Raw genomic sequence first — 25,250 nt, 5'->3', positions numbered from 1 at the left:
GATCTCGTCCTCCCCGAAGTCCGGGGCCTGGAAGGGGTTGGTCGTCGGAGGCGGCGATGCCGCGGTGGCATAGCGAGTCGCCCCTTCCGGAGCGGAGAACAGCGAGGTCGGGTCGATGAGAGGTCTCCCATTCGTTACAGGGCCGTGGACGGACCTGGCGTGCCGTGACCGGGCACAGCGGTCCTACAGCTTGCTCATCTTGGTGTACGGGCTCAGGATCCGCATTTGCGCCGAACCGAAATCCACGAGTGCCGCGATTCCGTCCTCGATGCCGATCACGCGGCCGAGACCGTACATGTCGTGCGTCACCTGGTCGCCCACCTCGAAGTGCTTCGGGGACGGAGCGGCCGGGGCCTTGAAGGGGCTGGTGGGCAAGTATCGCTTCGGTGCCGATGGCTTTGTCATTGACTCCAGTATGGGCCTGCATGCGCCGCTCGTAGCGGTCGTCTTTCTCCCCTGTTCGTCACAGACCCGGACAGCGATCACCGCTGCGGCCGGGACAGGGACAGTCGCGCGCCTCTGACCTGGGGCTTCGCCGGTGAGCCCTCGAAAGCGCCCGCTCGACCCCAGCACAGACCGTTACCTTCGGAAGCCACTTCACGCGCGTGGACCCGGGTGGGTGGTGACGTCGGGTACGTGGGGCCATCCGGTGCGTGGTGACGTCCGTGTCGGCGGTCGGCGGTCGGCACGCGGCACTGGGGGCGGCCGGGGCGGACGTCCCGGATCCGCGGACCGGTCCCGGAGGCGAGGAGCGCGCGCCGCCGATGCCGTCGCCGCCGTCCGGACCCACGGAACCGGCAGGAACCGAGCCGGCAGGCGGGCGGGGCAAAGTCGAAGGGCCCCACCGCGAACGGTGGGGCCCTTCGACTTCGTGCCCGGTGAGGCACTGGCGGAGGATACGAGATTCGAACTCGTGAGGGGTTGCCCCCAACACGCTTTCCAAGCGTGCGCCCTAGGCCACTAGGCGAATCCTCCGCGGCAAACAATACAAGACGTTGAGGAGTGCTCGCGAACTCGTTCCCCCCGCTCAGATCCTGTAGCCTGTGCGCAGCCCCTCACGCGGCGCTATCTGACTGAACTCCCCCAGGGCCGGAAGGCAGCAAGGGTAGGTCGGCTCTGGCGGGTGCGTGGGGGGCGCTTGCGTTCCCGGTGGGAGCCGGGCGCCGGATCCGCGCGGGACCCGATGTCGGTGGTCGCCTATAACCTCGTATGCGTGTCGTCTCTCGCGCTGTACCGCCGCTATCGCCCGGAGTCGTTCGCCGAGGTCATCGGGCAGGAGCATGTCACCGGCCCGCTGCAGCAGGCGCTACGGAACAACCGGGTCAATCACGCGTACCTGTTCAGCGGGCCGCGCGGGTGCGGGAAGACCACCAGCGCGCGGATCCTGGCCAGGTGCCTGAACTGCGAGCAGGGGCCCACTCCGACCCCGTGCGGGGAGTGCGAGTCGTGCAAGGACCTGGCGAGGAACGGCCCGGGGTCCATCGACGTCATCGAGATCGACGCGGCTTCGCACGGCGGTGTGGACGACGCCCGTGACCTGCGAGAGAAGGCCTTCTTCGGGCCCGCCCGCAGTCGCTACAAGATCTACATCATCGACGAGGCCCACATGGTCACGTCGGCCGGCTTCAACGCGCTTCTCAAGGTCGTCGAGGAGCCGCCGGAGCATCTGAAGTTCATCTTCGCGACCACCGAGCCGGAGAAGGTCATCGGGACCATCCGGTCGCGGACCCACCACTATCCGTTCCGGCTCGTGCCGCCGGGGACGCTGCGGGACTACCTCGGCGAGGTCTGCGGGCAGGAGGCCATCCCCGTCGAGGAAGGCGTGCTGCCGCTCGTCGTGCGCTCCGGCGCGGGTTCCGTGCGTGACTCCATGTCCGTCATGGACCAGCTGCTCGCCGGCGCGAGCGACGCCGGTGTGACGTACGCCATGGCCACCTCCCTGCTCGGCTACACGGACGGCTCGCTGCTCGACTCCGTCGTCGAAGCCTTCGCCACCGGTGACGGCGCCGCCGCCTTCGAGGTGGTCGACCGGATCATCGAGGGAGGCAACGACCCCCGGCGCTTCGTCACCGACCTGCTGGAGCGCCTGCGGGACCTCGTCATCCTCGCCGCCGTCCCGGACGCGGCCGACAAGGGGCTCATCGACGCCCCCGCCGACGTGATCGAGCGCATGCAGGCCCAGGCCGGCGTCTTCGGCGCCGCGGAGCTGAGCCGCGCCGCCGACCTGGTCAACGAGGGGCTGACCGAGATGCGGGGCGCCACCTCGCCCCGCCTCCAGCTCGAGCTGATCTGCGCGCGCGTGATGCTGCCCGCCGCCTACCGCGACGAACGCTCCGTCATGGCCCGCCTCGACCGCATCGAGCGCGGCGTGAACCTCTTGCCGGGCGGCGCGGGGCAGGGGGCGGTGCCCGGAGCGCCCGCGATGCCGACGATGGGTTACGTGCCCGGGCCCGAGGCGCACGGCGGCGCCCCCTTGGCCGGGGGTGCGCCGACCCCGCACGGTGGCGGGGCAGCGGCCGCCCGGGCCGCGGTACGGGGTCCGGGTCCGGGTCCGGGTCCGGGGCAGGGTCCGGGGCAGGCGCCGGGCCGGCCGGCCGAGCCCGCCGCGCAGACCCCGCCAGCGCCCGTCCAGCCTCCGGCCGTGCCACCCGCCGCCGCCCCGGCCCACGCCACCGCACCCACTCCCTCTCCCGTCGCGGCTTCCGCCCCGCCGGTGGAGGAGATGCCGACCGCCGGCCCTCAGGCCCCGGCCCAGCCCGCGCCCGGTTCCTGGCCCACCGCCACCGCGGCGGGCAGCGGGCGCCGCCCCGGCGGCTGGCCCACGGCCGCGTCGGCGGGCAGCGGCCGTCCCCCGGCGCAGGCGGCCCCCGCTTCCCCTCCGGCGGCCCCGGCCGGTCCCCCGGCTCCGGCAGCCACCCCCGCGCCCACCCCCGCGGCGGGCGGGTACGCGCCCCCCGTCGGCGGCCTCGACCCCCGCATGCTCTGGCCGAACATCCTGGAGGCGGTCAAGAACCGCCGTCGCTTCACCTGGATCCTGCTCAGCCAGAACGCCCATGTGGCGGGCTTCGACGGCACGACCCTCCAGCTCGGCTTCGTCAGCGCCGGCGCCCGCGACAACTTCACGAGCAGCGGCAGCGAGGACGTGCTGCGGCAGGCGCTGGCCGAGCAGTTCAGCGTCCAGTGGAAGATCGACGCGGTCGTCGACCCCTCCGGCGGTTCGGGGCCCCCGCCCGGCGGCGGCTTCGGTGGCGGTGGCGGTGGTGGCGGAGGCGGTGCGCCCGGCGGCTACGGCAGCCCCGGCGGCCACAACAGCCCCGGTGGCTACGGCGGCGGTGGCGGCGGAGGTTCGGCCGCCCCCTCGGGCATGGCCGCGCCCCAGGCGCCGGCCGCTCCCGCCGCCCCTGCCCGGCACGCGTCGTCGTCGGCCTCGGCGTCGGCCCACGCCGCGCCCGCCCCGGCGCCGTCGCGTCCGCCCGCCCCGGAACCGGTGGCTCCGGAGGACGACACCGCGGAGGACGACGACCCCGATCTCAATGAGTCGGCCCTCTCCGGGTACGAACTGATCGTGCGCGAGCTCGGAGCGACGGTGGTGGAGGAGTTCACCAACGAGTAGCGGGAGGAAGTCCGGGGGAGACACGGACGTCCCCTCGGCGACGCCTCACCCTCCGGCCCGGTTGCCCGGAGGAGCCCTTGGAGGAACGCACGACGTCGTCCCCTCCCGGCTTTCGGAAGCCCGCACAAAACGCCCCCGTCCCCGCCCGTTAGGCTGACCCCCGTGAACGTCCTCGTCATCGGCAGCGGCGCCCGCGAACACGCCCTGTGCCGCTCACTGTCCCTCGACCCCGCCGTCACCGCGCTGCACTGCGCCCCCGGCAACGCCGGCATCGCCGAGGTGGCCGAGCTGCACCAGGTCGACGCCATGGACGGCGAGGCCGTGTCCGCGCTGGCCGTCGAGCTCGGCGCCGAGCTGGTCGTCGTAGGCCCGGAGGCGCCGCTGGTCGCCGGGGTCGCCGACGCCGTGCGCGACGCGGGCATCCCGGTGTTCGGCCCCTCCAAGGAGGCCGCGCAGCTCGAGGGCTCCAAGGCGTTCGCCAAGGACGTGATGGCCGCGGCCGGTGTGCCGACCGCCCGCTCCTACGTCTGCACCACCCCGGAAGAGGTCGCCGAGGCCCTCGACGCCTTCGGCGCGCCGTACGTCGTCAAGGACGACGGTCTGGCCGCCGGCAAGGGCGTCGTCGTCACCGACGACCTGGAGACCGCCGCGGCGCACGCGGCCGGCTGCATGGGGGTGCCTTCCACACCGTCCGGGCAGCGGGGAAGCGTCGTCATCGAGGAGTTCCTCGACGGCCCGGAGGTCTCCCTCTTCGCGATCACCGACGGGGTGAGCGTCGTCCCGCTCCAGCCCGCCCAGGACTTCAAGCGCGCGCTCGACGGCGACGAGGGCCCCAACACGGGCGGCATGGGCGCCTACTCGCCGCTGCCCTGGGCCGACCCGAAACTGGTCGACGAGGTCCTGGAGACCGTTCTCCAGCCGACCGTCGACGAGATGCGTCACCGCGGCACCCCCTTCTCGGGACTGCTCTACGCGGGCCTCGCGATCACCGGCCGCGGCATCCGGGTCATCGAGTTCAACGCCCGCTTCGGCGACCCCGAGACGCAGGTCGTCCTGGCCAGGTTGAAGACCCCGCTGGCCGGTGTGCTGATGGCGGCCGCCACCGGCGGCCTCGCCGACCTGCCGGCCCTGCGCTGGAGCGACGACGCGGCCGTCACCGTCGTCATCGCCTCGCACAACTACCCCGGCACCCCGCGCACCGGTGACCCGATCTCCGGCCTCGCAGAGGTGGCCGCCGAGGACGCCCCGCACGCCTACGTCCTGCACGCCGGGACGAAGTACGACGGTGCCGACCGCGACACGGTCGTCAGCGCGGGCGGGCGCGTACTGTCCGTCACCGCGACCGGCACGGACCTCACCGAGGCCCGCGAGCGCGCGTACGAGGCGGTCGGCCGCATCGGGCTCGACGGCTCGCAGCACCGTACGGACATCGCCGCGAAGGCGGCGGCAGGCGCATGACCCGCGCCGCGGCGCACGTCGGCAGGCGGCCCGCACGGTCAGGCGAACAGCGCCTCAGCAGGCGACAGCAGGGATCTCCCAGGCCCCGGGCCACCATGGAACTCCGCACGGAGGACCCGTGGAACCCGGGGCCTGATCTTTGCCCACCGTCATCCACCTTTCCCCAAAGCCATTCCATCGTGTGACCGCTGAGCTATCCGGCTGACGTGGGCCGGAGTGCCAACTAGGGTGCGGCGCAAGCGTTCCGGCGCGGGTTCCGGCACTTGGCCCACCGGCATTGCGATGTCAGTGGTCGGTGCCACAGTGGGGGAGTGACCACTGCGAAGACAGCCGGGGGAAACAGGACCGTAGGGAGGGGGTGAGGTCCGGTCGTGACCGGTACGGGAGTCGAGATGGGCGCGCAGGCCGCGCGGGCCCGGGCACTTGCGGTGCTTCGCATCCGCAGCCGGGCGCTCGCCGTCGCGCTGCTGCCCGCGGCCGCCGCGGTGATCCTGCTGGCGGGCCGTTCCACCGGGCACTTCGTGGGCCCGGGATGGGACACCGCCCGCTGGGCCGTGTCCGTCGTCGCGCTGGTCGTCCTGCTGGCTGCCGGTGTCATCGGCCTGGTCGTCGCCCGGGCGCGCCCCGCCGTCAGCCCCACGGTCGCCGTCGCCGAGGAGGCGGCCCCCGACCTCTACCGGCTGGTCCGCGACCTCGCCGACCGTCTCGACGTCCCCGCGCCCTCCGCGATAGCGCTCACGCCGGACTGCGACAGCTGGCTGGAGGACCGTACCCACCGGGCCCACGGCCCGTCCCCGTCGCGCGGTGCGGACGAGATAGCCGGTCCGGGCGGCTCCCACGGCCCCCTGCACCGCCGTACGACGGCGACACCCGTCCTCGTCATCGGCTCGCCTTTCCTGTGGTGGATGCGCGTCGGCGAGCTGCGTGCCGTGCTGGCCCCGGTCGTCGCCGGTACGGGCCCCTCGGCGCACCCCGACATAGCCGCGGCCCGGCGCTTCGTGCGCGGGCTGGACGCCGCGGTGGCCGTCTGCGCCTACCGCGGCGACCGGTATCCCGCACTGCGCCCGGCCTGCTCGGGCATCGGCTGGGTCGCGCGCCTGATGCTGCGCGGCTGCCAGCTCCACGCCGGCGAGATGGAGCGGGGCGTCGCCGCAGCGGCCTCCGAGCGCGCACAGACTGTGGACTACGGACTGCGCATCGTCGCCCAGGAGCAGGTGGGCCTGGCCTACGCGGGCTGGGACCGGCTTCTGACGCGGGTGGCGCTGCCCGCCTGGCGGATGGGCCGCTGGCCCTCCCGGCTGGACGCGGGCGTCGTCGCCGCCCTCACCGAGCTGTCCCGGCGCGACCGGCTGGCCGAGGGGTTCACCTCCCGCCTCGGCGAGCGCCCCGCCTGCGACCTCCTCGAAGAGCCCGGCACGATCGACGAGGCCACCTCGCTGCTCGCCGCCCGCCTCTTCCACGGCGGGCCCGCGGACCCGGGCCCGGACTGGTCGCCGGTGGCCTGGGAGGACTATCCGGACGAGGTCGTCGACCGCAAGTGGCGTACCGACGCCGCCCGGCTCCACCGAGTCCTCGACATCCTCGGCGTCCGCCGCCCCCACGACCCGACCGGCACGGTCCGCCCCGGCGGCCCCACGCTGGCCCGGGTCCTGGATCACCTGACGGACAGACCGACGGACCGGCCCACCGCCGCGGACGGCCCCGAGCCGACCCACCTGACGGCACCGCCCGCTTCAGCGGCCCCCTTCGACCCGGCGGCGACACGTGCCTCGGTCCCACGTGACGCCACGGCAGAGCCGAGCGCCCCTACACGCCCGGCATCCGGCGCCGGACCAAGCCCCGACGCGCCCACGTCTCCTCACGGATCCGCGGACGTCAATGACCCCATGGGTCCTCGCGCCGCTGGCTCTACGGTCGCCGGTGAGCCCGCCGCTGAGCCCGCCGGTCCTGCCGCTGTTGCCACTGCTGGCTCTACGGGTGCCACCGACCCCGCTGGTCCTGGCGCCGCTAGCGCCGATGGCTTTGCGGGCCTCAGCGAGCCCACTGGCCCCGGCGTCACCGGCGTCAACCCCATGGAGCCGAGCCCCACCGGCCCCATGGATCCCACGGAGCCCACCAGCCCGACCGGTCTCCCGGTCACGCCGACACCTGCCGGGCACCCCGCCTCCGCCTCCGGCCATGCCTCCGCTCCCGTGCCCGTCCCCGCCTCGGCCGACCCAAACGTCGTGCCGGACCCCGACCAGGCAGGGAACCCCGACCAGGACGCGAACCTCGACCAGGGCCCCGCCCCGGCCGTCGATCCGCCCCAAGCACCGGCCCCCGTCACCGCTCCGGAGTCCGCGCTCCTCGCCGGTGACGAGGAGCCCCCGCCGCCGAACCCCCGCAGCCTTGCTCTCGCCGCCGGGCTCGGGGCCGAGCTGGGGCGCGAGGAAGCCGCGGCGGCGGCGGCCGCGCCGCCCGCTCAGGCCGGTCCTCCGGCGTCCGGGCAGGGCCCCGACATGGCGCTCTGGGACGAGGAAGCGCTTCCGCTCTTCCCCCTCCAGCCGCCGCGCACGGACCGCGAGCTCCTGGCCGATCACGTCACGGCGATGGTCTGCTGCGCCGCGATGGACACCGTCGGCGCGGTTCCGGGTCTCGACTGGCTCGACGGCCCGACCCTCCTGGTCGACGGCGAGCGCGTGGCCGATCTGGCCCCCCGGGTGCTCAGCCTGGTCGAGGACGGCGACGCGGTCCCCCTGCGCACCTGGCTGGTGGAGCTCGGCATACGCCCGGAGAAGCCGGTTCGGCTCGGCTGAGCGGGCCGGAGCACCGGCGCCGCCCCGCGCCGCCCAACCCCGGACGGCCTGGCCCCGGACAACCCCCGGCAGCCAAACTCGCCCAAGCACTAACGGAGCTCTATATTCCACTTTCGGCCAATTCGCAACGAATAGTGACTGCCTGCGCGCGTCATGTGATGTGCTGGGACCGATCGAGCCCATGGCAAGGGCTTGCGACATAGGACAAACGCGCAAGGCGGTCACGTACGGCGTACGCACCAGGCACCACGGGGGCACAAGGGAGGGGAGCACCATGGGACCCGGACCAGGACCGGAACACATCCGCCGATGGGAGTCGGGAGCACTGGCCCACGCCGTGACGGACCCCTTCGGACAGGGCCCCGTCCCCTGGCTGCGGGGCAGCGAGACGTACTTCGACGACACCGGCCACGTAGTGCCCTGGTACGTGGACGCCGTCCCGGCCCCCGCCGAGGGCGGCCCGCGCGTCCCGGCCCCCCGCGCCTCCTCCTCGGCGGGCGGTCCCCGATCGGCCGACGACGTGCGCCGCCAGATCAAGGGCTTCGTCTCCACCGGCGCGGTCGCCCCCGGCGAAGCCGTCGACTTCCACATCACGGTCGACCCGCCCCAGGAATTCAGCGTCGACGTCTACCGCATCGGTCACTACGACGGCGACGGCGCCGCCAAGATCACCACCAGCCCGCGCCTCTCCGGCATCGTCCAGCCCCCGCCGCTGACCGCCGACCGGACGGTCTCCTGCCACCACTGGTGGCTCTCCTGGCGCCTTCAGGTCCCCTCCTACTGGAACGTCGGCGCGTACGTGGCCGTCCTCACCACTGTCGACGGCTACCGCTCCCACGTCCCTTTCACGGTCCGCGACCACCACCCCGCCGATCTGCTTCTGCTGCTCCCCGACATCACCTGGCAGGCGTACAACCTCTACCCCGAGGACGGCCGCAGCGGCGCGAGTCTCTACCACGCGTGGGACGACGACGGCCGTCTCCTCGGCGAGGCCGACGCCGCGACCACGGTCTCCTTCGACCGCCCCTACGCCGGCGCGGGCCTGCCCCTCCACGTCGGCCACGCCTACGACTTCATCCGCTGGGCCGAGCGCTACGGCTACGACCTCGCCTACGCAGACGCCCGCGACCTGCACGCCGGTCACATCGACCCCACCCGCTACCGCGGCCTGGTCTTCCCCGGCCATGACGAGTACTGGTCGACGAGCATGCGCCGCACCGTGGAACTCGCTCGTGACAGCGGCACCTCACTGGTCTTCCTGTCCGCCAACTCCCTCTACTGGCAGGTGGAGTTGGGCCCCTCCCCGTCCGGCGTCCCCGGTCGCCTGCTGACCTGCCGCAAGCGCAAGGGCCCCGGCAAACCCGTCCTCTGGCGGGAGATCGACCGTGCCGAACAGCAGCTGGTCGGCATCCAGTACGCGGGCCGGGTGCCCGAGCCCCACCCGCTGATCGTCCGCAACGCCGACCACTGGCTGTGGGAGGCGACCGGCGCGTGCGACGGCGACGGCATCGAGGACCTGGTCGCGGGCGAGGCCGACCGCTACTTCCCGCGCACCCCCCTGCCACCCCACGAGGACCGCATACTCCTCGCCCACTCCCCGTACGCCGACAGCGAGGGGGTCCTCCGCCACCAGGAGACCTCCCTCTACCGGGCCCCTTCGGGCGCCCTGGTCTTCGCCTCCGGCACCTTCGCCTGGTCCCCGGCCCTGGACCGCCCCGGCCATGTGGACCCCCGCGTCCAGCGCGCCACGGCCAACCTCCTGGACCGCATCTGCAAACGCGACTGACACCCCTACGCCCGCCGGCCCGACCCGCTGTCCTCGAGCGATCCCGATGTACGGGACAATCGACCCACTAGGACAGAACCACGGGGAGGAACCGTGTCCGGATTCGTAGAAAAGCCCGAGCCCCTTCAGGTGCCGGGCCTGGTGCATCTGCACACCGGCAAGGTGCGCGAGCTGTACCGCAACGAGGCGGGCGACCTCGTGATGGTCGCCAGCGACCGCACCTCCGCCTTCGACTGGGTGCTGCCGACCGAGATCCCCGACAAGGGACGTGTCCTCACCCAGCTGTCCCTCTGGTGGTTCGACCAGCTCCGCGACCTGGTCCCGAACCACGTCCTGAGCACGGAACTGCCGGCCGGCGCCCCCGCCGACTGGGCCGGCCGCACCCTGGTCTGCAAGTCGCTCCAGATGATCCCCGTCGAATGCGTGGCCCGCGGCTACCTCACCGGCTCGGGCCTCGTCGAGTACAAGGAGTCCCGCACGGTCTGCGGCCTCGCCCTGCCCGAGGGCCTGGTCGACGGCAGTGAACTCCCCGCGCCGATCTTCACCCCGGCCACCAAGGCCGCCGTCGGCGAGCACGACGAGAACGTCTCCTACGAGGAGGTGGCCCGCCAGGTCGGTGCCGAGACCGCCGCCCAGCTCCGCCAGGCGACCCTCGCCGTCTACGGCCGCGCCCGCGACATCGCCCGCGACCGGGGCATCATCCTCGCCGACACCAAGTTCGAGTTCGGCTTCGAGGGCGAGAACCTGGTCATCGCCGACGAGGTCCTCACCCCGGACTCCTCCCGCTTCTGGCCCGCCGACCAGTGGCAGCCCGGCCGCGCGCAGCCCTCGTACGACAAGCAGTTCGTGCGCGACTGGCTGACCTCGGCCGAGTCCGGCTGGGACCGGGCGAGCGAGCAGCCCCCGCCGCCCCTGCCGCAAGACATCGTCGACGCGACCCGCGCGAAGTACGTCGAGGCCTACGAGCGCCTCACCGGCACCAGCTGGGCCTGACGCGAAAGGCCCCGGTCGATGACCGGGGCCTTTGCGATGGAGCGGACGACGAGGCTCGAACTCGCGACCTCAACCTTGGCAAGGTTGCGCTCTACCAACTGAGCTACGTCCGCACTGCGCCGTGGCGCGAGGCCAACTATACCCAACCCCGCTCCCGGGCGAGCCGCACCGCCGCGTGACGGTTCTCCGCCCCGAGCTTGGAGACGGCCGACGACAGGTAGTTCCGTACGGTCCCCTGGGACAGCGCGGCCCGCTCGGCGATCTCCGCGACGGGCGCCCCGTCGGCGGCGAGTTCGAGAACCTCCGCCTCACGCGAGGTCAGCGGTGAATCCCCGGCGGCGATCGCGTCGGCCGCCAACTCCGGGTCGACGTACCGGTTCCCGGCGTGCACCGTACGGATGATCTCCGCGAGCCGCTGTGCGCTCACCGTCTTCGGGACGAATCCCCGCACACCCGCCGCGAGCGCCCGCTTGAGATGCCCGGGCCGGCCGTGGCTGGTGACGATCAGTGCCTGGCAGTCGGGCAGTTCGGCGCGCAGGGATGTGGCGACGTTCACACCGTCGGTGCCCGGCATCTGCAGATCCAGGACGGCGACGTCGGGCCGGTGCGCCATCGCCATCGCCAGCGCCTCCGGTCCGGTGGCCGCCTCGGCGACGATCACCAGGTCGTCCTCCAGGGAGAGCAGCGCGGCCAGCGCACCCCGGATCAGATGTTCGTCGTCGGCGAGCAGCACCCGCACGGTCATGAAGCGCCCTCTCTCACAGCGGCCTTTCCGCTCAACGGAACCTCGGCGACGACCCGGAAGAGGCCCGTCCCGACGAATCCGGCCTCCAGCGTCCCGTCGACGCCCCGTAGCCGCTCCCGCAGCCCGGTCAGCCCCGACCCGTCGCCGTTCCCGGTGGTGGAGGGCCCGGCGCCGTCGTTCTCCACCGTCAGCACCACGCGTCCCTCCTCTGTCCGCAACGCCACAGCGCAGCGCCCGGCGTCTCCGTGCCGCAGCACATTGGTGGTGGTCTCCCGCACCACCCAGCCGAGCGCCGACTGCACCTCGGCGGGCAGCCCGCCCGCCTCCCCGCTCACCTCGCACGCGATGCCCGCCGCCCTCAACACTCCTTGGGCTCCGGCAAGTTCGACTCCGAGATCGGCCTCCCGGTAGCCCCGCACGACAGCGCGCACCTCCCGCTGCGAATCCTGCGCTATCCGCTGCACCTCGATCATCTGCTCCACGGCCTCCGGCCGCCCGCGCCTGGCCAGCTGCACGGCCAGCTCGCTCTTCAGCGCGATCACCGCCAGGTTGCGCCCCATCACGTCGTGCAGATCCCGTCCGAACCGCAGCCGTTCCTCGGCGACGGCGAGCCGGGCCTCGACCTCCCCGGCCCGGTCCGCCTCCCACAGCACCGCCAGGTTCCAGGCGCTGCAGCGGCAGGCGAACAGCGAGAAGCAGGTCGCGAAGGCGGTCAGCAACCCGACCATGAAGATCCCCGCCGCATCCGGTTCGGCCCAGCCGAAGGCGGCCATGAGGACCACGGCGAACAGGGCGGAGTGCCGCAGGAACCGCCGGATGGGCACCACGAGTCCGTACAGCATCCCGAAGGGCAGCATCGCGGCTCCCATGCAGAGCCGGGTCGTCACCGGGTCGGCGCCGCCCACCACGGCGAGCACCAGGGCCAGCGCCAGTCCGAGGGCCAGCAGCCCGGCCGCGGGATACAGCGCGCGAGGCGGCAGCTCGGCGCGCCGGAGGTAGTGATCGAGGACGGGCCGCGTCAGACGGTTCGCCTCGGCGCACTGGAGGGCGGCCGTCAGCATGAGCAGCCCGCCGACGAGCAGCGGCCCGGGACGCCTGTCCAGCCCGCCCACCAAGGGCAGCGCCAGCCAGGCGAAGGAGAAGAACCAGGCGGTGAAGTACCAGGTGCCCAGGGTCTGCAACTCGACCCGCTCAGCCTTGCTGCGGTCCCGCCAGTGACGCCGCTGCCACCCCCGAATGCGGCCCAACATCCTTGCCTCCCCCTGTTGTTCAGCCCGCCGGGATCCCGGCTCGTCCCCGTGCGGCCGCGGCGGGGTCAGCGCCGGGGCTCCCATCGGAACCACCGCCGTACAGCAAACACCGCCAGCAGGGTCCAGGCCAGTGCGGTCGCCAGGGCGCCCAGGGCCTCGTACGCCGACAGGCTTCCGGTCCAGCCGCCGCGTATCAGGGTGATCACCGGGGACAGCGGCAGCAGTTCGCAGACGGAGGCGAGCCGGTCGGGCAGCATTTCCAGGGGGACGGTCACGCCGGAACCCATCATCGACAGGAGCACCATGGGCATGGTGGTGACCTGCGCGCTCTCCACGGTCCGGGTCACCACCGCCGTGACGGCCGCGAGCGCCGCGCACATCGCCAGGCCCGACAACAGGCCCAGGACCGCGAGATGGGGCGCCTTCGGGGCCGGCACATCGAGCAGGACCGTGGTGCCGGCCACCAGCACCAGGGACTGCACCAGCCCCGTGGCGACGACGGGCAGCGCCGACCCGCCAAGGATCTCGGGGTCCCGCAGCTCACCGGTCCGCAGCCGCTTCAGCACCAGTTCCTCGCGCCGGGCCGTGTAGATGGCCGTCAGCGCCGAATACACCCCGAACAGCAGCGAGAAACCGATGGCGGCGGGCAGCAGCACCAGGCCGGCGCTGAGCCCGACGTCCTCCACGTCCATGTCCTCGACCACCGACGCCAGGCTCACCGGCAGCACCAGCGGAATGAAGACGGCCGCGCGATGATCGTGCTCTTGCTCCGCCCGAGCAGCGTCAGCTCGGCGCGCGCGAGGGCGGCCATCCGGCTCGCGGGAGTCGTGACCGAACGGCCGCCCGCACGGGCCGCCGAGTCCTTCACCGTTGCCCCGCTCATGCCGCGACCTCCTCGGTCTCGTCGCTCTTCGACGCCTCCCGGGCGATCCCCAGGAACGCCTCCTCCAGCGAGGCCGACCGCACGTCCAGCCTCCGCAGCGCGACCTGGGCCCGCTCGGCCCACACCAGGAGTCCGGTGGCCGCCCGCTGGAGCTCCCGGGTGCGCAGCCGTATGACGCGCCCGTCGATCTCGTGACCGCACACCCCCAGCTCGCCCAGCGGAGGCAGATCGCCCACGAAGTACCCCTCGGGCAGTTCGAAGGTGATCCGGGACGGCTGGCCGCCGGTCACCTCGGCGGGTGTCCCGGCGGCCGCGATACGGCCTTCGTGCAGGATGGCCAGCCGGTCGGCGAGGTTCTCCGCCTCCTCCAGGTAGTGCGTGGTCAGCAGCACCGTCGTACCGGCGTCGCGCAGCGCGCGCACCAGGGCCCAGGTGTCCCGGCGCCCCTCGGCGTCCAGGCCGGTCGTCGGCTCGTCGAGGAACAGCACCTCGGGTTCGCCGAGGACCGCGAGCGCCAGGTCGAGGCGCCGCCGCTCACCGCCGGACAGCTGCTTGACCCGGACGTCGGCCCGCGCGGCGAGCCCGACCAGCGCCAGCGCCTCTCCGACGGGACGGGCGCCGCTCACACAGCCGGCCCACATGCGGGCGGTCTCGGCGACGGTCAGTTCGGAGGGGAAGCCGCCCTCCTGGAGCATCACGCCGGTGCGCGGCCGGACGGCGGCCCGCTCGGTGTACGGATCGTGGCCCAGAACTCTGATCCGCCCGCCGTCGGGGCGCGCGAGCCCCTCCAGCAACTCGACCGTCGATGTCTTTCCGGCGCCGTTGGTGCCGAGCAGCGCGAAGATCTCACCGCGGTCGACGTGGAAGGAGATCCCACGCACCGCTTCGAACCCGCCCCCGTACACACGCCGGAGGTCGGTGACCTCCATCACGCGTTCATTCGTGTCCATGCCCCAAGCGTCCCCGCGGGCGGAGGCCGGCAGCAGTGCGAGCTGTCACCACTCCGTATGACAAATGTCAGACGGCCCCTCGGGTCGCGCACCGCCGGTCGGGCACTGCGGTCGCGCACCCCGTCAGGACGCACGAAAAGACCCCGGTCCAGAGGACCGGGGTCTGATTCCCGAGCGGACGACGAGGCTCGAACTCGCGACCTCAACCTTGGCAAGGTTGCGCTCTACCAACTGAGCTACGTCCGCATTGCCTCCGACCGGCTTTCACCGATCGGCGCGAGCACCACCCTACCTGATCCACGACAGTGGTCAGACAGGTCATGCAGAGCGGGTGACAGGGATCGCACACTGCGCCTTCCCCCTGGAAGGGGGATGTTCTACTACTGAACTACACCCGCGTGTACTCCGTGAGCCGGGCTTTTCGGCCTTGCCCCTCGGCGTGCTCCAGACTCTAGCTGACCAGGAGGGGTGCAGCGCAAGTCGGTACGTCCGAGGGGCCCGTGACCGGCCGTCGGCCCGCGGTCCGGGGTGAGCCGATCACCGCCGTCGGCTCACTGGGCGTCGGCGAACGCCTCGTAGACCTTCTTGGGGATGCGGCCGCGCGCCGGCACCTCCAGCTTGTTGGCCTGGGCCCAGGCCCGGACGGCCGCGGGGTCGGGGGCGACCTCCGTCTGCTTGTACGCCTTGCCGGACCTCGACCGCTTGCGGCCGGCGTCCACGTAGGGCTCGAGAGCCTTACGCAGTTTTTCGGCATTGGCTTCATTCAGGTCGATCTCGTACGACTTGCCGTCGAGTCCGAAGGCGATCGTTTCCGCCGCTTCCGAGCCGTCGATGTCGTCAAAGAGAGTGACCACGACCTTCTGCGCCACGAATATCGGTCCCTTCGTGCGACAGCTCTGCGATGACGTGCGAGGACGTCATGGAGATGTCGACTGTCCGCCTGTTATGGGGCAAAGTATCGGCTATTGCCAATTCATTTGTACAGTGCCCGGCATTGCATTGTGAAGCTCGACTAAATCTGCCCGCGTGTCCCAGGGCAATAGGGAACGTCGGTGCACCCCGGATCTTTCCCTGAAATTTTCGCGAAGGCACTGGTCCGATACCTGATCGTGATGGCCATCACGTAGTTTCCTACAACTCTACTCGCGTAGAAATTTTGTACGGGTAGTCTGAAGACACCTGTTGGAGACACCCGCAGGCACCTGCTCAGCACCACACCACCGGGAGTGCCAGTGGCACGCGTCGTAGTCGACGTCATGCTCAAGCCGGAGATCCTCGACCCCCAGGGCCAGGCGGTGCAGCGCGCACTGCCGCGGCTGGGTTTCGAGGGCATCTCCGACGTACGTCAGGGAAAGCGATTCGAACTGGAAGTTGACGGGCCGGTCGACGAGGCCGCCCTCGCCCGCATCCACGATCTTGCGGAATCCTTCCTCGCGAACACCGTGATCGAGGACTTCATCGTGAAGGTCGAGTCCGAAGAAGCAGCCGCGGGGGCCGCGAAGTGACCGCTCGTATTGGCGTCGTCACTTTCCCGGGCAGCCTTGACGACCGGGACACTCAGCGTGCGATCCGGCTCGCGGGTGCCGAACCCGTCGCTCTCTGGCACAAGGACAAGAACCTCCATCAGGTCGACGCCGTGGTGCTGTGCGGTGGTTTCTCCTACGGGGACTATCTGCGCGCCGGCGCCATCGCGCGCTTCTCGCCGGTGATGGAGACGGTCATCGAGCAGGCGAAGGCCGGGCTTCCGGTCCTCGGCATCTGCAACGGCTTCCAGATCCTCACCGAGGCCCACCTGCTGCCCGGCGCGATGCTCGGCAACGACCACCTCCACTTCATCTGCCGCGACCAGAAGCTGCGGGTGGAGAACGCGGGGACCGCCTGGACCGCCGACTACGAGGCGGGGCAGGAGATCCACATCCCGCTGAAGAACATGGACGGCCGGTACGTCGCCGACGAGCACACCCTCGACAAGCTCGAGGCCGAGGGCCGGGTCGTCTTCCGCTACCTGGACGTGAACCCCAACGGCAGCCTCCGTGACATCGCCGGCATCACCAACGAGGCCGGCAACGTCGTCGGTCTCATGCCGCACCCGGAGCACGCCGTCGAGCCCCTCGTCGGGTCCGGCCGCACCGACGGCCTCCCGTTCTTCACCTCGATCCTCAAGAAGCTGGTCAACGCATGAGCCGGACGCCTCTGGACACGGTCGAGCACGCGGCCGAGACCCCCGACGTCGAGCTGCCCTGGGCCGAACTCGGTCTGAAGAAGGACGAGTACGAGCGCGTCCTGGAGATCCTCGGCCGCCGTCCCACCGGCGCCGAGCTCGCCATGTACTCCGTCATGTGGTCCGAGCACTGCTCGTACAAGTCCTCCAAGGTCCACCTCCGCCAGTTCGGCGAGAAGGCCCCCCAGTCCGACGCGCTGCTCGTGGGCATCGGCGAGAACGCGGGCGTCGTCGACGTCGGCCAGGGCTACGCGGTCACCTTCAAGGTGGAGTCGCACAACCACCCGTCGTACGTCGAGCCCTACCAGGGCGCGGCCACGGGCGTGGGCGGCATCGTCCGCGACATCATCGCGATGGGTGCGCGTCCGGTCGCGGTCGTGGACCCGCTGCGCTTCGGCGCCGCCGACCACCCCGACACCAAGCGTGTCCTTCCCGGCGTCGTCGCCGGCATCGGCGGCTACGGCAACTGCCTGGGCCTGCCGAACATCGGCGGCGAGGTCGTCTTCGACGCCTGCTACCAGGGAAACCCGCTGGTCAACGCCGGTGCCATCGGCGTGATGCGGCACGAGGACATCCACCTCGCGAAGGCGTCCGGCGCAGGCAACAAGGTCATCCTCTACGGGGCCAGGACCGGCGGCGACGGCATCGGCGGCGCGTCGATCCTCGCCTCCGAGACCTTCGACGACGCCAAGCCGTCGAAGCGACCGGCCGTGCAGGTGGGCGACCCCTTCCAGGAGAAGCTGCTCATCGAGTGCACGCTGGAGGCCTTCCGGGAGAAGCTCGTCGTCGGCATCCAGGACCTCGGCGCGGCCGGCCTGTCCTGCGCCACGTCCGAGCTGGCCTCCAACGGCTCCGGCGGCATGCGCGTGACGCTGGACGACGTACCCCTGCGGGACTCGACCCTCTCTCCCGAGGAAATCCTCATGAGCGAGTCGCAGGAGCGCATGTGCGCGGTCGTCGAGCCGGCGAAGGTCGAACGGTTCCTGGAGATCTGCGACAAGTGGGACGTCATCGCGACCGTCATCGGTGAGGTCACCGACGGCGACCGGCTGGAGATCTTCTGGCACGGCGGCAAGATCGTCGACGTCGACCCGCGGACCGTGGCCCACGACGGCCCGGTCTACGAGCGGCCCTACGCCCGCCCGGAGTGGCAGGACGCGCTCCAGGCGGACGACGCGAACCGGCTGCCCCGGCCCATCTCCGGCGCCGAGCTCAAGGACCAGGTGCTCAAGCTGGTCGCCTCGCCCAACCAGGCGTCCAAGAAGTGGATCACCTCGCAGTACGACCACTTCGTGCAGGGCAACACCGTCCTCGCGCAGCCCGAGGACTCGGGCATGATCCGGATCGACGAGGAGACCGGCCTCGGAGTCGCCATCGCGACCGACGGCAACGGCCGGTACGCCAAGCTTGACCCGTACGCGGGCGCTCAGCTGGCCCTCTCCGAGGCCTACCGGAACGTGGCGACGACCGGCGCCAAGCCGCTCGCCGTCTCCGACTGCCTGAATTTCGGCTCGCCCGAGGACCCGGCGGTCATGTGGCAGTTCGCGGAGGCCGTCCGCGGCCTCGCGGACGCCTGTCAGCAGCTGGGCACCCCGGTGACCGGCGGCAACGTCTCCCTCTACAACCAGACGGGCGAGGTGGCCATCCACCCGACCCCGGTGGTGGCCGTGCTCGGCGTGATCGACGATGTCGCGCGCCGTACACCCGTCGCCTTCCGGGAGGAGGGCCAGCTGCTCTACCTCCTCGGCGACACCCGTGAGGAGTTCGGCGGCTCGGCCTGGTCCCAGGTCGTCCACGACCACCTCGGCGGTCTGCCCCCGAAGGTCGACCTGGAGCGGGAGCGGCTGCTCGGCGAGATCCTGATCTCCGCCTCCCGCGACGGCATGATCGACGCCGCGCACGACCTGTCCGACGGCGGCCTGATCCAGGCGGTCGTCGAGTCGGCGCTGCTCGGCGGCAAGGGCGCGCGGCTGGTCGTACCGGACGGTCTCGACGCCTTCACGCTTCTCTTCTCCGAGTCCGCGGGCCGTGCCGTGGTGGCCGTCCCGCGCTCCGAGGAGCTCCGCTTCAACGACATGTGCGGGGCGCGCGGCCTGCCCGTCACCCGCATCGGTGTCGTCGACGGTGACACGGTCGAGCTCCAGGGCGAGTTCGAGCTGTCCCTCGAGGAACTGCGCAAGGCCCACGAGGAGACCATCCCGGCGCTGCTCGCGTAAGCACCAGCGGCATCTGTACGGCGCTGGAGGCCTCGCCCGTTCCCACGGGCGGGGCCTTCGGCGTGGCCGTCGCACGGTCGCGCCGGCCGGGACGGCCCCGGTGTCACCGGCGCCCACTAGGCTCACCGCCATGCCCCCGGCCAGGAAGCGCACGCGCGCGTACGACCCCGTCAAGATCCGTGCCGCGGTCACCGCGCAGTTCGGGAACGTACGGCGGGCCGTGGCCGGTCTCGGCCCGGAGCAGCTCGCGCTGCCCACGCGGCTGGCGGGCTGGACCGTACGGGACCTGGCCGCGCACGTGACCATGGCGGTGGCGACCGTCGGCCGCAACCTCGACCGGGACGAGCCGGCGAAGGCGGAGCTCACCCTCCTGGAGTGGCCGTTCGCCACCGCCCGGCGGGCCGCCGACATCTCCGACGGCACGCGGGATCTCGCCGACGCGAACCCCGACCTGGACGCCCTGTTCGCCCGCACCGAGGAGCGCTTCGCCGAGGCCCTCGCCACCGCGCCCGGCGACCGCCTCCTCGCCGCCCGCACCGGCGCGATGACCCTTGCCGACTACCTCGTCACCCGGACCGTCGAGCTCGTCGTCCACAGCGACGACCTGAACGCCGCGGTCCCCGGCCTGGACATCCCGTACGACCGCCAGGCGCTCGCCGCCGCCACCCGGCTGCTCGCCGACGCCCTCGCCCTCAGGGCGCCCGGCGGCGCGACGGAGGTGCGGATCCCGCCGTACGCCGTCGTGCAGTGCATCGAGGGCCCCCGGCACACCCGGGGCACCCCGCCCAACGTCGTCGAGACCGACCCGCTGACCTGGATCCGGCTGGCGACCGGCCGGGTGACCTGGCCGGACGCCGTGGAACAGGCGAAGGTCGCGGCGAGCGGCGAGCGGGCCGACCTCACGGCGCTGCTGCCCCTCCTGTCCTGAATCCGACCCCAGAGGGAACCGATCGCCCCACTCGCCCCGTCGAACCGGCATGTACCGGCAGAGGCAGAGCCCTACGCACACGTACAAGCGGCGCATGACGCTGACCGCGGCCCTCCTGCTGATCCCGCTCGCCGCGGCCTGCGGCAGCGAGAAGGCGGGCGAGCGGCCCGGCAGCGGAGCGGTGAGCGCCGAGCAGCCCCTCACCGGTGTCCGCTGGAACGTCGACAGCGTCACCGTGGACGGCACCACCCACCGGGCCCCGGCCGGCGCGCATGTCGAGATCCAGGACGGCAGGGCGGCGGGCAGTTACGGCTGCAACAACTTCACCGCGAAGGCCGCCGTCGAGGGTGACAGCGTCCGGTTCAGCGACGCCAGGTCGACCAGGATGGCCTGCGCGGCCCAGCCCATGGACTTCGAGCGGACGCTGGCCGGCACCCTCGCCGAAGGCGCCCTCAGCACCGAGGTCGACGGGACCACGCTGACGCTCGCCACGGCCGACGGCGATCAGGTCCTGCTGACCAGGAAATGACGTCCGGCCGGCCCTGCGGCTCCGGTGGAGCGCGCCCGCCGGCCCCGATGGTGTGCGACACCTCACTCGCGCCTGCGGAACGGGCGCCGGGCCGGTCGCCGCCGAGGCGCGCCCGACCGCCCATTGGATCAGCAATTCGGCCATTGACCTGCGCAAACGAGTGAGTCCTGGCAGTGGTGGCCGATGCATGATCGAGTTACCCGTCGGTATCCCCAATTCGGACCAGTGGTCGATCTCGCCTACACTCGGAGGCGTGCCACGTGGTGACGGTCGACTCAGTCATGATCTGCTCCCCGGCGAGAAAGGACCCCAGGACGCTTGCGGCGTCTTCGGAGTCTGGGCTCCCGGTGAAGAGGTCGCCAAGCTCACTTACTTCGGGCTCTACGCCCTACAGCATCGGGGTCAGGAATCCGCGGGAATCGCGGTCAGCAACGGCTCCCAGATCCTCGTCTTCAAGGACATGGGCCTCGTGTCCCAGGTCTTCGACGAGACCTCGCTCGGTTCGCTCCAGGGTCATATCGCGGTCGGACACGCCCGCTACTCGACCACCGGTGCCTCCGTGTGGGAGAACGCCCAGCCGACGTTCCGTGCGACCGCGCACGGCTCGATCGCGCTCGGTCACAACGGCAATCTCGTCAACACCGCCCAGCTCGCGGAGATGGTCGCCGACCTGCCCAAGCAGGAGGGCCGCAGCCCGCGCGTCGCGGCGACCAACGACACCGACCTGCTCACCGCGCTGCTTGCGGCCCAGGTCGACGAGGACGGCAAGCCCCTGACCATCGAGGAGGCGGCCCACCAGGTCCTTCCGCAGGTCAAGGGCGCCTTCTCGCTCGTCTTCATGGACGAGCACACCCTCTACGCCGGCCGCGACCCGCAGGGCATCCGTCCGCTGGTCCTCGGCCGCCTGGAGCGCGGCTGGGTGGTGGCCTCCGAGTCCGCCGCCCTGGACATCTGCGGCGCCGCCTACGTCCGTGAGATCGAGCCCGGCGAGTTCATCGCCATCGACGAGAACGGACTGCGCACCTCGCGGTTCGCGGAAGCGAAGCCCAAGGGCTGCGTCTTCGAGTACGTGTACCTGGCCCGTCCGGACACCGACATCGCCGGCCGGAACGTGTACCTCTCCCGCGTGGAGATGGGCCGCAAGCTGGCCAAGGAAGCGCCGGTCGACGCCGACCTGGTGATAGCGACCCCGGAGTCCGGCACCCCCGCCGCCATCGGTTACGCGGAGGCCTCCGGCATCCCCTTCGGCGCGGGTCTCGTGAAGAACGCCTACGTCGGGCGGACGTTCATCCAGCCCTCGCAGACCATCCGCCAGCTCGGTATCCGCCTGAAGCTGAACCCGCTGAAGGAAGTCATCAAGGGCAAGCGCCTGGTCGTCGTCGACGACTCGATCGTGCGCGGCAACACCCAGCGAGCCCTGGTCCGCATGCTCCGCGAGGCGGGCGCGGCCGAGGTCCACATCCGGATCTCCTCGCCGCCCGTGAAGTGGCCCTGCTTCTTCGGCATCGACTTCGCCACGCGTGCGGAGCTCATCGCCAACGGCATGACGATCGACGAGATCGGCACCTCCCTGGGCGCCGACTCCCTCTCCTACATCTCCATCGACGGCATGATCGAGGCGACCACCATCGCCAAGCCGAATCTCTGCCGCGCCTGCTTCGACGGCGAGTACCCGATGGATCTCCCGGACCCCGAGCTGCTCGGCAAGCAGCTCCTGGAGACCGAGCTGGCCGCGGGACCCGCAGCCACGGCCGCGGCTGACGCCATCCGTCGCCCGTAGCGCCGCAGAGCCCCGTTTCACCAACCCGAAAGATCCCAGGCAATGTCTTCTGTGTCTGATCAGTCCCCTCCGGCGACGGGCAGTGCTTCCGGTGCGTCCTACGCCGCTGCCGGAGTCGACATCGAGGCGGGCGACCGCGCCGTCGAGCTGATGAAGGAGTGGGTGAAGAAGACGCAGCGCCCCGAGGTACTCGGTGGGCTCGGCGGCTTCGCCGGCCTCTTCGACGCCTCCGCCCTCAAGCGTTACGAGCGTCCGCTCCTCGCCTCCGCCACGGACGGCGTCGGCACCAAGGTCGACGTCGCGCGTCAGCTGGGTGTGTACGACACGATCGGCCACGACCTGGTCGCCATGGTCATGGACGACATCGTGGTGTGCGGCGCCGAGCCGCTGTTCATGACCGACTACATCTGCGTCGGCAAGGTCCACCCCGAGCGGGTCGCCGCCATCGTCAAGGGCATCGCCGAGGGCTGTGTGCTCGCCGGCTGCGCCCTGGTCGGCGGCGAGACGGCCGAGCACCCGGGTCTGCTGGGCGAGGACGACTTCGACGTCGCCGGGGCCGGTACCGGCGTCGTGGAGGCCGACCGGCTGCTCGGCCCGGATCGTATCCGCACGGGTGACACGGTGATCGCCATGGCGGCGTCCGGCCTTCACTCGAACGGGTACTCCCTGGTCCGGCATGTCCTGCTGAAGCAGGCCGGGCTGTCCCTGGAGGCGCGGATCGACGAGCTCGGCCGCACCCTCGGCGAGGAGCTGCTGGAGCCCACCAAGATCTACTCGCTGGACTGTCTGGCGCTCACCCGCACCACGGACGTCCACGCCTTCTCGCACATCACCGGCGGCGGCCTCGCGGCCAACCTGGCCCGGGTGATCCCGGACGGGCTGCACGCCGTCGTGGACCGCTCCAGCTGGACCCCGGCCCCGATCTTCGACCTGGTCGGCAGGACCGGCTCCGTCGAGCGCCTGGAGCTGGAGAAGACCCTGAACATGGGCGTCGGCATGATGGCGATCGTGCCCGAGGAATCCACGGACGTGGCCCTGGCGACGCTGGCGGACCGCGGCGTGGACGCCTGGGTCGCCGGCGAGATCACCGAACGCGGCGAGCACCCGACGGGCGCGGAGCTGGTCGGGAACTACGCCGGCTGAGGCTCCGTCGGGCCCGCCACCGGGCGGGCCCTGGGCCGCGTAGGCAGCACAAGACCCGGTCGGTGACCGAAGTCACCGACCGGGCGGGTGCTCAGTACGAGGTCAAGCGCCGCGACGGTGTTGCGAGGAGTCCTCGCCGTCATCCTCGTCGTCGTCCCCGTACAGCTCGGCGTACCGTGCGTACGGGTCGTCGTCCTGCTCATCGTCATCGTCATCGTCCTCGAATGGCTCAGCATTCGGCGGAATATTCGATGGCGATGCGCCCAGCTCTTCGGCCAGGCGCGAGAGATCTGTCCCGCCGCTGTTGTACTTCAGCTGGCGGGCGACCTTCGCTTGCTTGGCCTTGGCCCGGCCGCGCCCCATGGCTCGACCCCCTCAACGACGGGGCTCGACGGCCCCAGGTTGACACGCGTTCATGATCCAGGACGGCCCCTCCGTGGAGAGCCCGTCGTAGGGCTCCCACGGTACCTGAGCCCACGCCCGTACGGTACGTCGCCCGTGGCACGCGCGTGTGCGCAGCACCGTTCGGTCGCCCCGTCCTTGCTGGTCAGTGGCGATTTTAACCACTTATCGGCGGCCGACCCGCCGGGAAGAGTGAGAGTTCTCTCCAACTTTCCACCCGGCGGTACCGCCGAAACCCCCGGACGGGTCGCCGCGGAGCCCTACGGGAGGGTCACCAGCCGCGTGCCTGGGCGGCTTCGTGCATGCGCTGCTCGGCGATCCGGTCGGCCGCGGCGGCCGGCGGAATCCCGTCCGCCTTCGCACGTGCGAAGATGGCGAGCGTGGTGTCGAAGATCTTCGCGGCCTTCGCCCTGCACCGCTCGAAGTCGAAGCCGTGCAGCTCGTCGGCGACCTGGATGACCCCGCCGGCGTTCACCACGTAGTCCGGCGCGTAGAGGATCCCGCGGTCGGCGAGGTCCTTCTCCACGCCCGGGTGGGCGAGCTGGTTGTTGGCCGCGCCGCAGACGATCTTCGCCGTGAGCACCGGCACGGAGTGGTCGCTCAGCGCACCGCCGAGCGCGCAGGGCGCGTAGATGTCGAGCCCCTCGAACTCGATCAGGCGTTCGGTGTCGGCGGCCACCCGCACCGTGGGGTGCTTGTCGGCGATCCGCCGGACGGCTTCCTGGCGCACGTCCGTGATCACGACCTGGGCGCCCTCCGCCAGCAGGTGCTCCACCAGGTGGTGGCCGACCTTGCCGACGCCCGCGATGCCGACCGTACGGCCCCGCAGCGTCGGGTCGCCCCACAGGTGCTGCGCGGAGGCCCGCATGCCCTGGTAGACGCCGAAGGCGGTCAGCACGGACGAGTCGCCGGCCCCGCCGTTCTCGGGCGAGCGGCCGGTCGTCCAGCGGCACTCGCGCGCCACGACGTCCATGTCGGCGACATAGGTGCCGACGTCGCAGGCGGTCACGTACCGGCCGCCGAGCGAGGCCACGAAACGGCCGTACGCGAGCAGCAGCGCCTCGGTCTTGATCGTGTCGGGGTCGCCGATGATCACGGCCTTGCCGCCGCCGTGGTCCAGGCCGGCCATGGCGTTCTTGTACGACATGCCGCGCGCGAGGTTCAGCGCGTCGGCGACGGCCTCCGCCTCGGTCGCGTACGGGTAGAAGCGGGTGCCGCCGAGGGCGGGGCCCAGAGCGGTGGAGTGGAGGGCGATGACGGCCTTGAGGCCGCTGGCGCGGTCCTGGCAGAGCACGACTTGCTCATGACCGCCCTGGTCCGAGTGGAACAGGGTGTGCAGTACATCAGCAGGTGCGCCGGAAACGTCGGTCACTGTGGTGACTCCCGGGTATCGAGCGGCGGTCGGAACGGAGGCACCGTAAGGGTGGCGGGGCCTGTGGACTGAGAGTAGAGCCTGCGTGGCCCGCCGATCTCGCAGTGTCGGGGATCACCTTCTCCCGGAGTACCGCCGTGGGACGATTCGCAGGGTTTCCCGATCGGCCGATGGGGGAGGGAGCAG

General features: G+C 71.6%; 19 protein-coding genes, 4 tRNA genes, 1 other RNA gene and 1 pseudogene. 13 read left to right on the top strand and 12 right to left on the bottom strand.

Annotated features, from left to right (window positions below; translation table 11 throughout):
- Positions 1-183: 183 nt before the first annotated feature.
- Positions 184-405 (bottom strand): hypothetical protein, encoded by a 222-nt coding sequence (locus tag QF030_RS20845; protein WP_028807083.1) that lies wholly within the window; start codon positions 403-405, stop codon positions 184-186.
- A 482-nt stretch (positions 406-887) separates the two neighbouring features.
- A tRNA-Ser gene (locus QF030_RS20840) sits at positions 888-975 on the bottom strand.
- Between the two features lie 71 nt (positions 976-1,046).
- Here QF030_RS20840 and ffs point away from each other — a divergent pair.
- The 6 genes from ffs to QF030_RS20810 all read left to right on the top strand — a co-directional run bounded on the left by ffs (position 1,047) and on the right by QF030_RS20810 (position 10,645).
- Positions 1,047-1,145, top strand: an RNA gene (ffs, locus tag QF030_RS20835) — signal recognition particle sRNA small type.
- A gap of 68 nt (positions 1,146-1,213) precedes the next feature.
- Positions 1,214-3,613 carry a DNA polymerase III subunit gamma and tau gene (locus QF030_RS20830; protein WP_307164172.1) on the top strand — a complete coding sequence of 800 codons (2,400 nt, stop codon included), beginning with the start codon at positions 1,214-1,216 and terminating at the stop codon, positions 3,611-3,613.
- A 162-nt stretch (positions 3,614-3,775) separates the two neighbouring features.
- The gene (gene purD / locus QF030_RS20825) at positions 3,776-5,071 is read left to right on the top strand and encodes a phosphoribosylamine--glycine ligase (protein ID WP_307164171.1); all 1,296 of its coding nucleotides are present in this window, start codon (positions 3,776-3,778) and stop codon (positions 5,069-5,071) included.
- A 392-nt stretch (positions 5,072-5,463) separates the two neighbouring features.
- The gene (locus QF030_RS20820; RefSeq protein WP_373428905.1) at positions 5,464-7,866 is read left to right on the top strand and encodes a hypothetical protein; all 2,403 of its coding nucleotides are present in this window, start codon (positions 5,464-5,466) and stop codon (positions 7,864-7,866) included.
- Positions 7,867-8,140: 274 nt separating this feature from the next.
- Complete coding sequence (locus QF030_RS20815; RefSeq protein ID WP_307164169.1) at positions 8,141-9,652, top strand: N,N-dimethylformamidase beta subunit family domain-containing protein; 1,512 nt, start codon at positions 8,141-8,143, stop codon at positions 9,650-9,652.
- A 93-nt stretch (positions 9,653-9,745) separates the two neighbouring features.
- Complete coding sequence (locus QF030_RS20810; RefSeq protein ID WP_307164168.1) at positions 9,746-10,645, top strand: phosphoribosylaminoimidazolesuccinocarboxamide synthase; 900 nt, start codon at positions 9,746-9,748, stop codon at positions 10,643-10,645.
- Positions 10,646-10,682: 37 nt separating this feature from the next.
- On the opposite strand, the gene QF030_RS20805 is transcribed toward QF030_RS20810, so the two are convergent.
- From QF030_RS20805 to QF030_RS20770, 8 genes and pseudogenes are all read right to left on the bottom strand, one after another.
- Positions 10,683-10,758: transfer RNA gene (locus tag QF030_RS20805), tRNA-Gly, on the bottom strand.
- Between the two features lie 23 nt (positions 10,759-10,781).
- A complete protein-coding gene (locus tag QF030_RS20800) occupies positions 10,782-11,390 on the bottom strand; it encodes a response regulator transcription factor (protein WP_307164167.1) in 609 nt (202 codons plus the stop codon).
- Positions 11,387-12,640, bottom strand: a complete 1,254-nt coding sequence (locus QF030_RS20795; RefSeq protein ID WP_307164166.1) for a sensor histidine kinase — start codon at positions 12,638-12,640, stop codon at positions 11,387-11,389. The genes QF030_RS20800 and QF030_RS20795 overlap by 4 nt, the downstream gene beginning before the upstream one ends.
- Before the next feature lie 65 nt (positions 12,641-12,705).
- Positions 12,706-13,523, bottom strand: a pseudogene (locus QF030_RS20790) (ABC transporter permease).
- On the bottom strand, positions 13,520-14,473 hold the full coding sequence (locus tag QF030_RS20785) for an ABC transporter ATP-binding protein (protein WP_307164165.1): 954 nt from the start codon (positions 14,471-14,473) through the stop codon (positions 13,520-13,522). Before QF030_RS20785 ends, QF030_RS20790 begins: the two are co-directional and overlap by 4 nt.
- 173 nt (positions 14,474-14,646) lie before the next feature.
- Positions 14,647-14,719: transfer RNA gene (locus QF030_RS20780), tRNA-Gly, on the bottom strand.
- Positions 14,720-14,799: 80 nt separating this feature from the next.
- Positions 14,800-14,871: transfer RNA gene (locus QF030_RS20775), tRNA-Gly, on the bottom strand.
- A 153-nt stretch (positions 14,872-15,024) separates the two neighbouring features.
- Entirely contained in the window at positions 15,025-15,342 is a 318-nt protein-coding gene (locus QF030_RS20770) for a histone-like nucleoid-structuring protein Lsr2 (protein WP_054242238.1), read from the bottom strand.
- A gap of 363 nt (positions 15,343-15,705) precedes the next feature.
- On the opposite strand from QF030_RS20770, the gene purS reads away from it, so the two are divergent.
- From purS to purM, 7 genes are all read left to right on the top strand, one after another.
- Positions 15,706-15,978 (top strand): phosphoribosylformylglycinamidine synthase subunit PurS, encoded by a 273-nt coding sequence (gene purS / locus QF030_RS20765; protein ID WP_307164164.1) that lies wholly within the window; start codon positions 15,706-15,708, stop codon positions 15,976-15,978.
- Positions 15,975-16,655, top strand: coding sequence for a phosphoribosylformylglycinamidine synthase subunit PurQ (purQ, locus tag QF030_RS20760; protein WP_307164163.1), 681 nt, complete (start codon positions 15,975-15,977; stop codon positions 16,653-16,655). Before purS ends, purQ begins: the two co-directional genes overlap by 4 nt.
- Complete coding sequence (gene purL, locus QF030_RS20755) at positions 16,652-18,910, top strand: phosphoribosylformylglycinamidine synthase subunit PurL (protein WP_307164162.1); 2,259 nt, start codon at positions 16,652-16,654, stop codon at positions 18,908-18,910. Before purQ ends, purL begins: the two co-directional genes overlap by 4 nt.
- 130 nt (positions 18,911-19,040) lie before the next feature.
- Entirely contained in the window at positions 19,041-19,838 is a 798-nt protein-coding gene (locus QF030_RS20750) for a maleylpyruvate isomerase family mycothiol-dependent enzyme (RefSeq protein ID WP_307164161.1), read from the top strand.
- Positions 19,839-19,932: 94 nt separating this feature from the next.
- Positions 19,933-20,367 carry an META domain-containing protein gene (locus QF030_RS20745; RefSeq protein ID WP_307164160.1) on the top strand — a complete coding sequence of 145 codons (435 nt, stop codon included), beginning with the start codon at positions 19,933-19,935 and terminating at the stop codon, positions 20,365-20,367.
- Between the two features lie 253 nt (positions 20,368-20,620).
- Complete coding sequence (purF, locus tag QF030_RS20740; protein WP_307164159.1) at positions 20,621-22,147, top strand: amidophosphoribosyltransferase; 1,527 nt, start codon at positions 20,621-20,623, stop codon at positions 22,145-22,147.
- Between the two features lie 42 nt (positions 22,148-22,189).
- Entirely contained in the window at positions 22,190-23,290 is a 1,101-nt protein-coding gene (gene purM, locus QF030_RS20735) for a phosphoribosylformylglycinamidine cyclo-ligase (RefSeq protein WP_307164158.1), read from the top strand.
- A 102-nt stretch (positions 23,291-23,392) separates the two neighbouring features.
- Here the strand turns inward: purM and QF030_RS20730 are convergent, their stop codons facing one another.
- Together QF030_RS20730 and QF030_RS20725 are read right to left on the bottom strand one after the other, a co-directional pair.
- The gene (locus QF030_RS20730; protein ID WP_307164157.1) at positions 23,393-23,653 is read right to left on the bottom strand and encodes a DUF3073 domain-containing protein; all 261 of its coding nucleotides are present in this window, start codon (positions 23,651-23,653) and stop codon (positions 23,393-23,395) included.
- Between the two features lie 310 nt (positions 23,654-23,963).
- On the bottom strand, positions 23,964-25,064 hold the full coding sequence (locus QF030_RS20725) for a Leu/Phe/Val dehydrogenase (protein ID WP_307164156.1): 1,101 nt from the start codon (positions 25,062-25,064) through the stop codon (positions 23,964-23,966).
- Between the last annotated feature and the right edge of the window lie 186 nt (positions 25,065-25,250).

Source organism: Streptomyces rishiriensis, assembly GCF_030815485.1.
Classification (GTDB): domain Bacteria; phylum Actinomycetota; class Actinomycetes; order Streptomycetales; family Streptomycetaceae; genus Streptomyces; species Streptomyces rishiriensis_A.
The sequence above is the reverse complement of the archived record's forward strand: the minus strand, read 5'-3'. Positions and strand labels throughout refer to the sequence as shown.

Excerpts from the sequence above, each read along its gene's own strand:
- QF030_RS20845 (WP_028807083.1), bottom strand. The coding sequence starts at position 405 with ATGACAAAGCCATCGGCACCGAAGCGATACTTGCCCACCAGCCCCTTC.
- QF030_RS20820 (WP_373428905.1), top strand. The coding sequence starts at position 5,464 with ATGGGCGCGCAGGCCGCGCGGGCCCGGGCACTTGCGGTGCTTCGCATC.
- QF030_RS20815 (WP_307164169.1), top strand. The coding sequence starts at position 8,141 with ATGGGACCCGGACCAGGACCGGAACACATCCGCCGATGGGAGTCGGGA.
- QF030_RS20800 (WP_307164167.1), bottom strand. The coding sequence starts at position 11,390 with ATGACCGTGCGGGTGCTGCTCGCCGACGACGAACATCTGATCCGGGGT.
- QF030_RS20795 (WP_307164166.1), bottom strand. The coding sequence starts at position 12,640 with ATGTTGGGCCGCATTCGGGGGTGGCAGCGGCGTCACTGGCGGGACCGC.
- QF030_RS20785 (WP_307164165.1), bottom strand. The coding sequence starts at position 14,473 with ATGGACACGAATGAACGCGTGATGGAGGTCACCGACCTCCGGCGTGTG.
- purL (WP_307164162.1), top strand. The coding sequence starts at position 16,652 with ATGAGCCGGACGCCTCTGGACACGGTCGAGCACGCGGCCGAGACCCCC.
- QF030_RS20750 (WP_307164161.1), top strand. The coding sequence starts at position 19,041 with ATGCCCCCGGCCAGGAAGCGCACGCGCGCGTACGACCCCGTCAAGATC.
- QF030_RS20745 (WP_307164160.1), top strand. The coding sequence starts at position 19,933 with ATGACGCTGACCGCGGCCCTCCTGCTGATCCCGCTCGCCGCGGCCTGC.
- purM (WP_307164158.1), top strand. The coding sequence starts at position 22,190 with ATGTCTTCTGTGTCTGATCAGTCCCCTCCGGCGACGGGCAGTGCTTCC.
- QF030_RS20730 (WP_307164157.1), bottom strand. The coding sequence starts at position 23,653 with ATGGGGCGCGGCCGGGCCAAGGCCAAGCAAGCGAAGGTCGCCCGCCAG.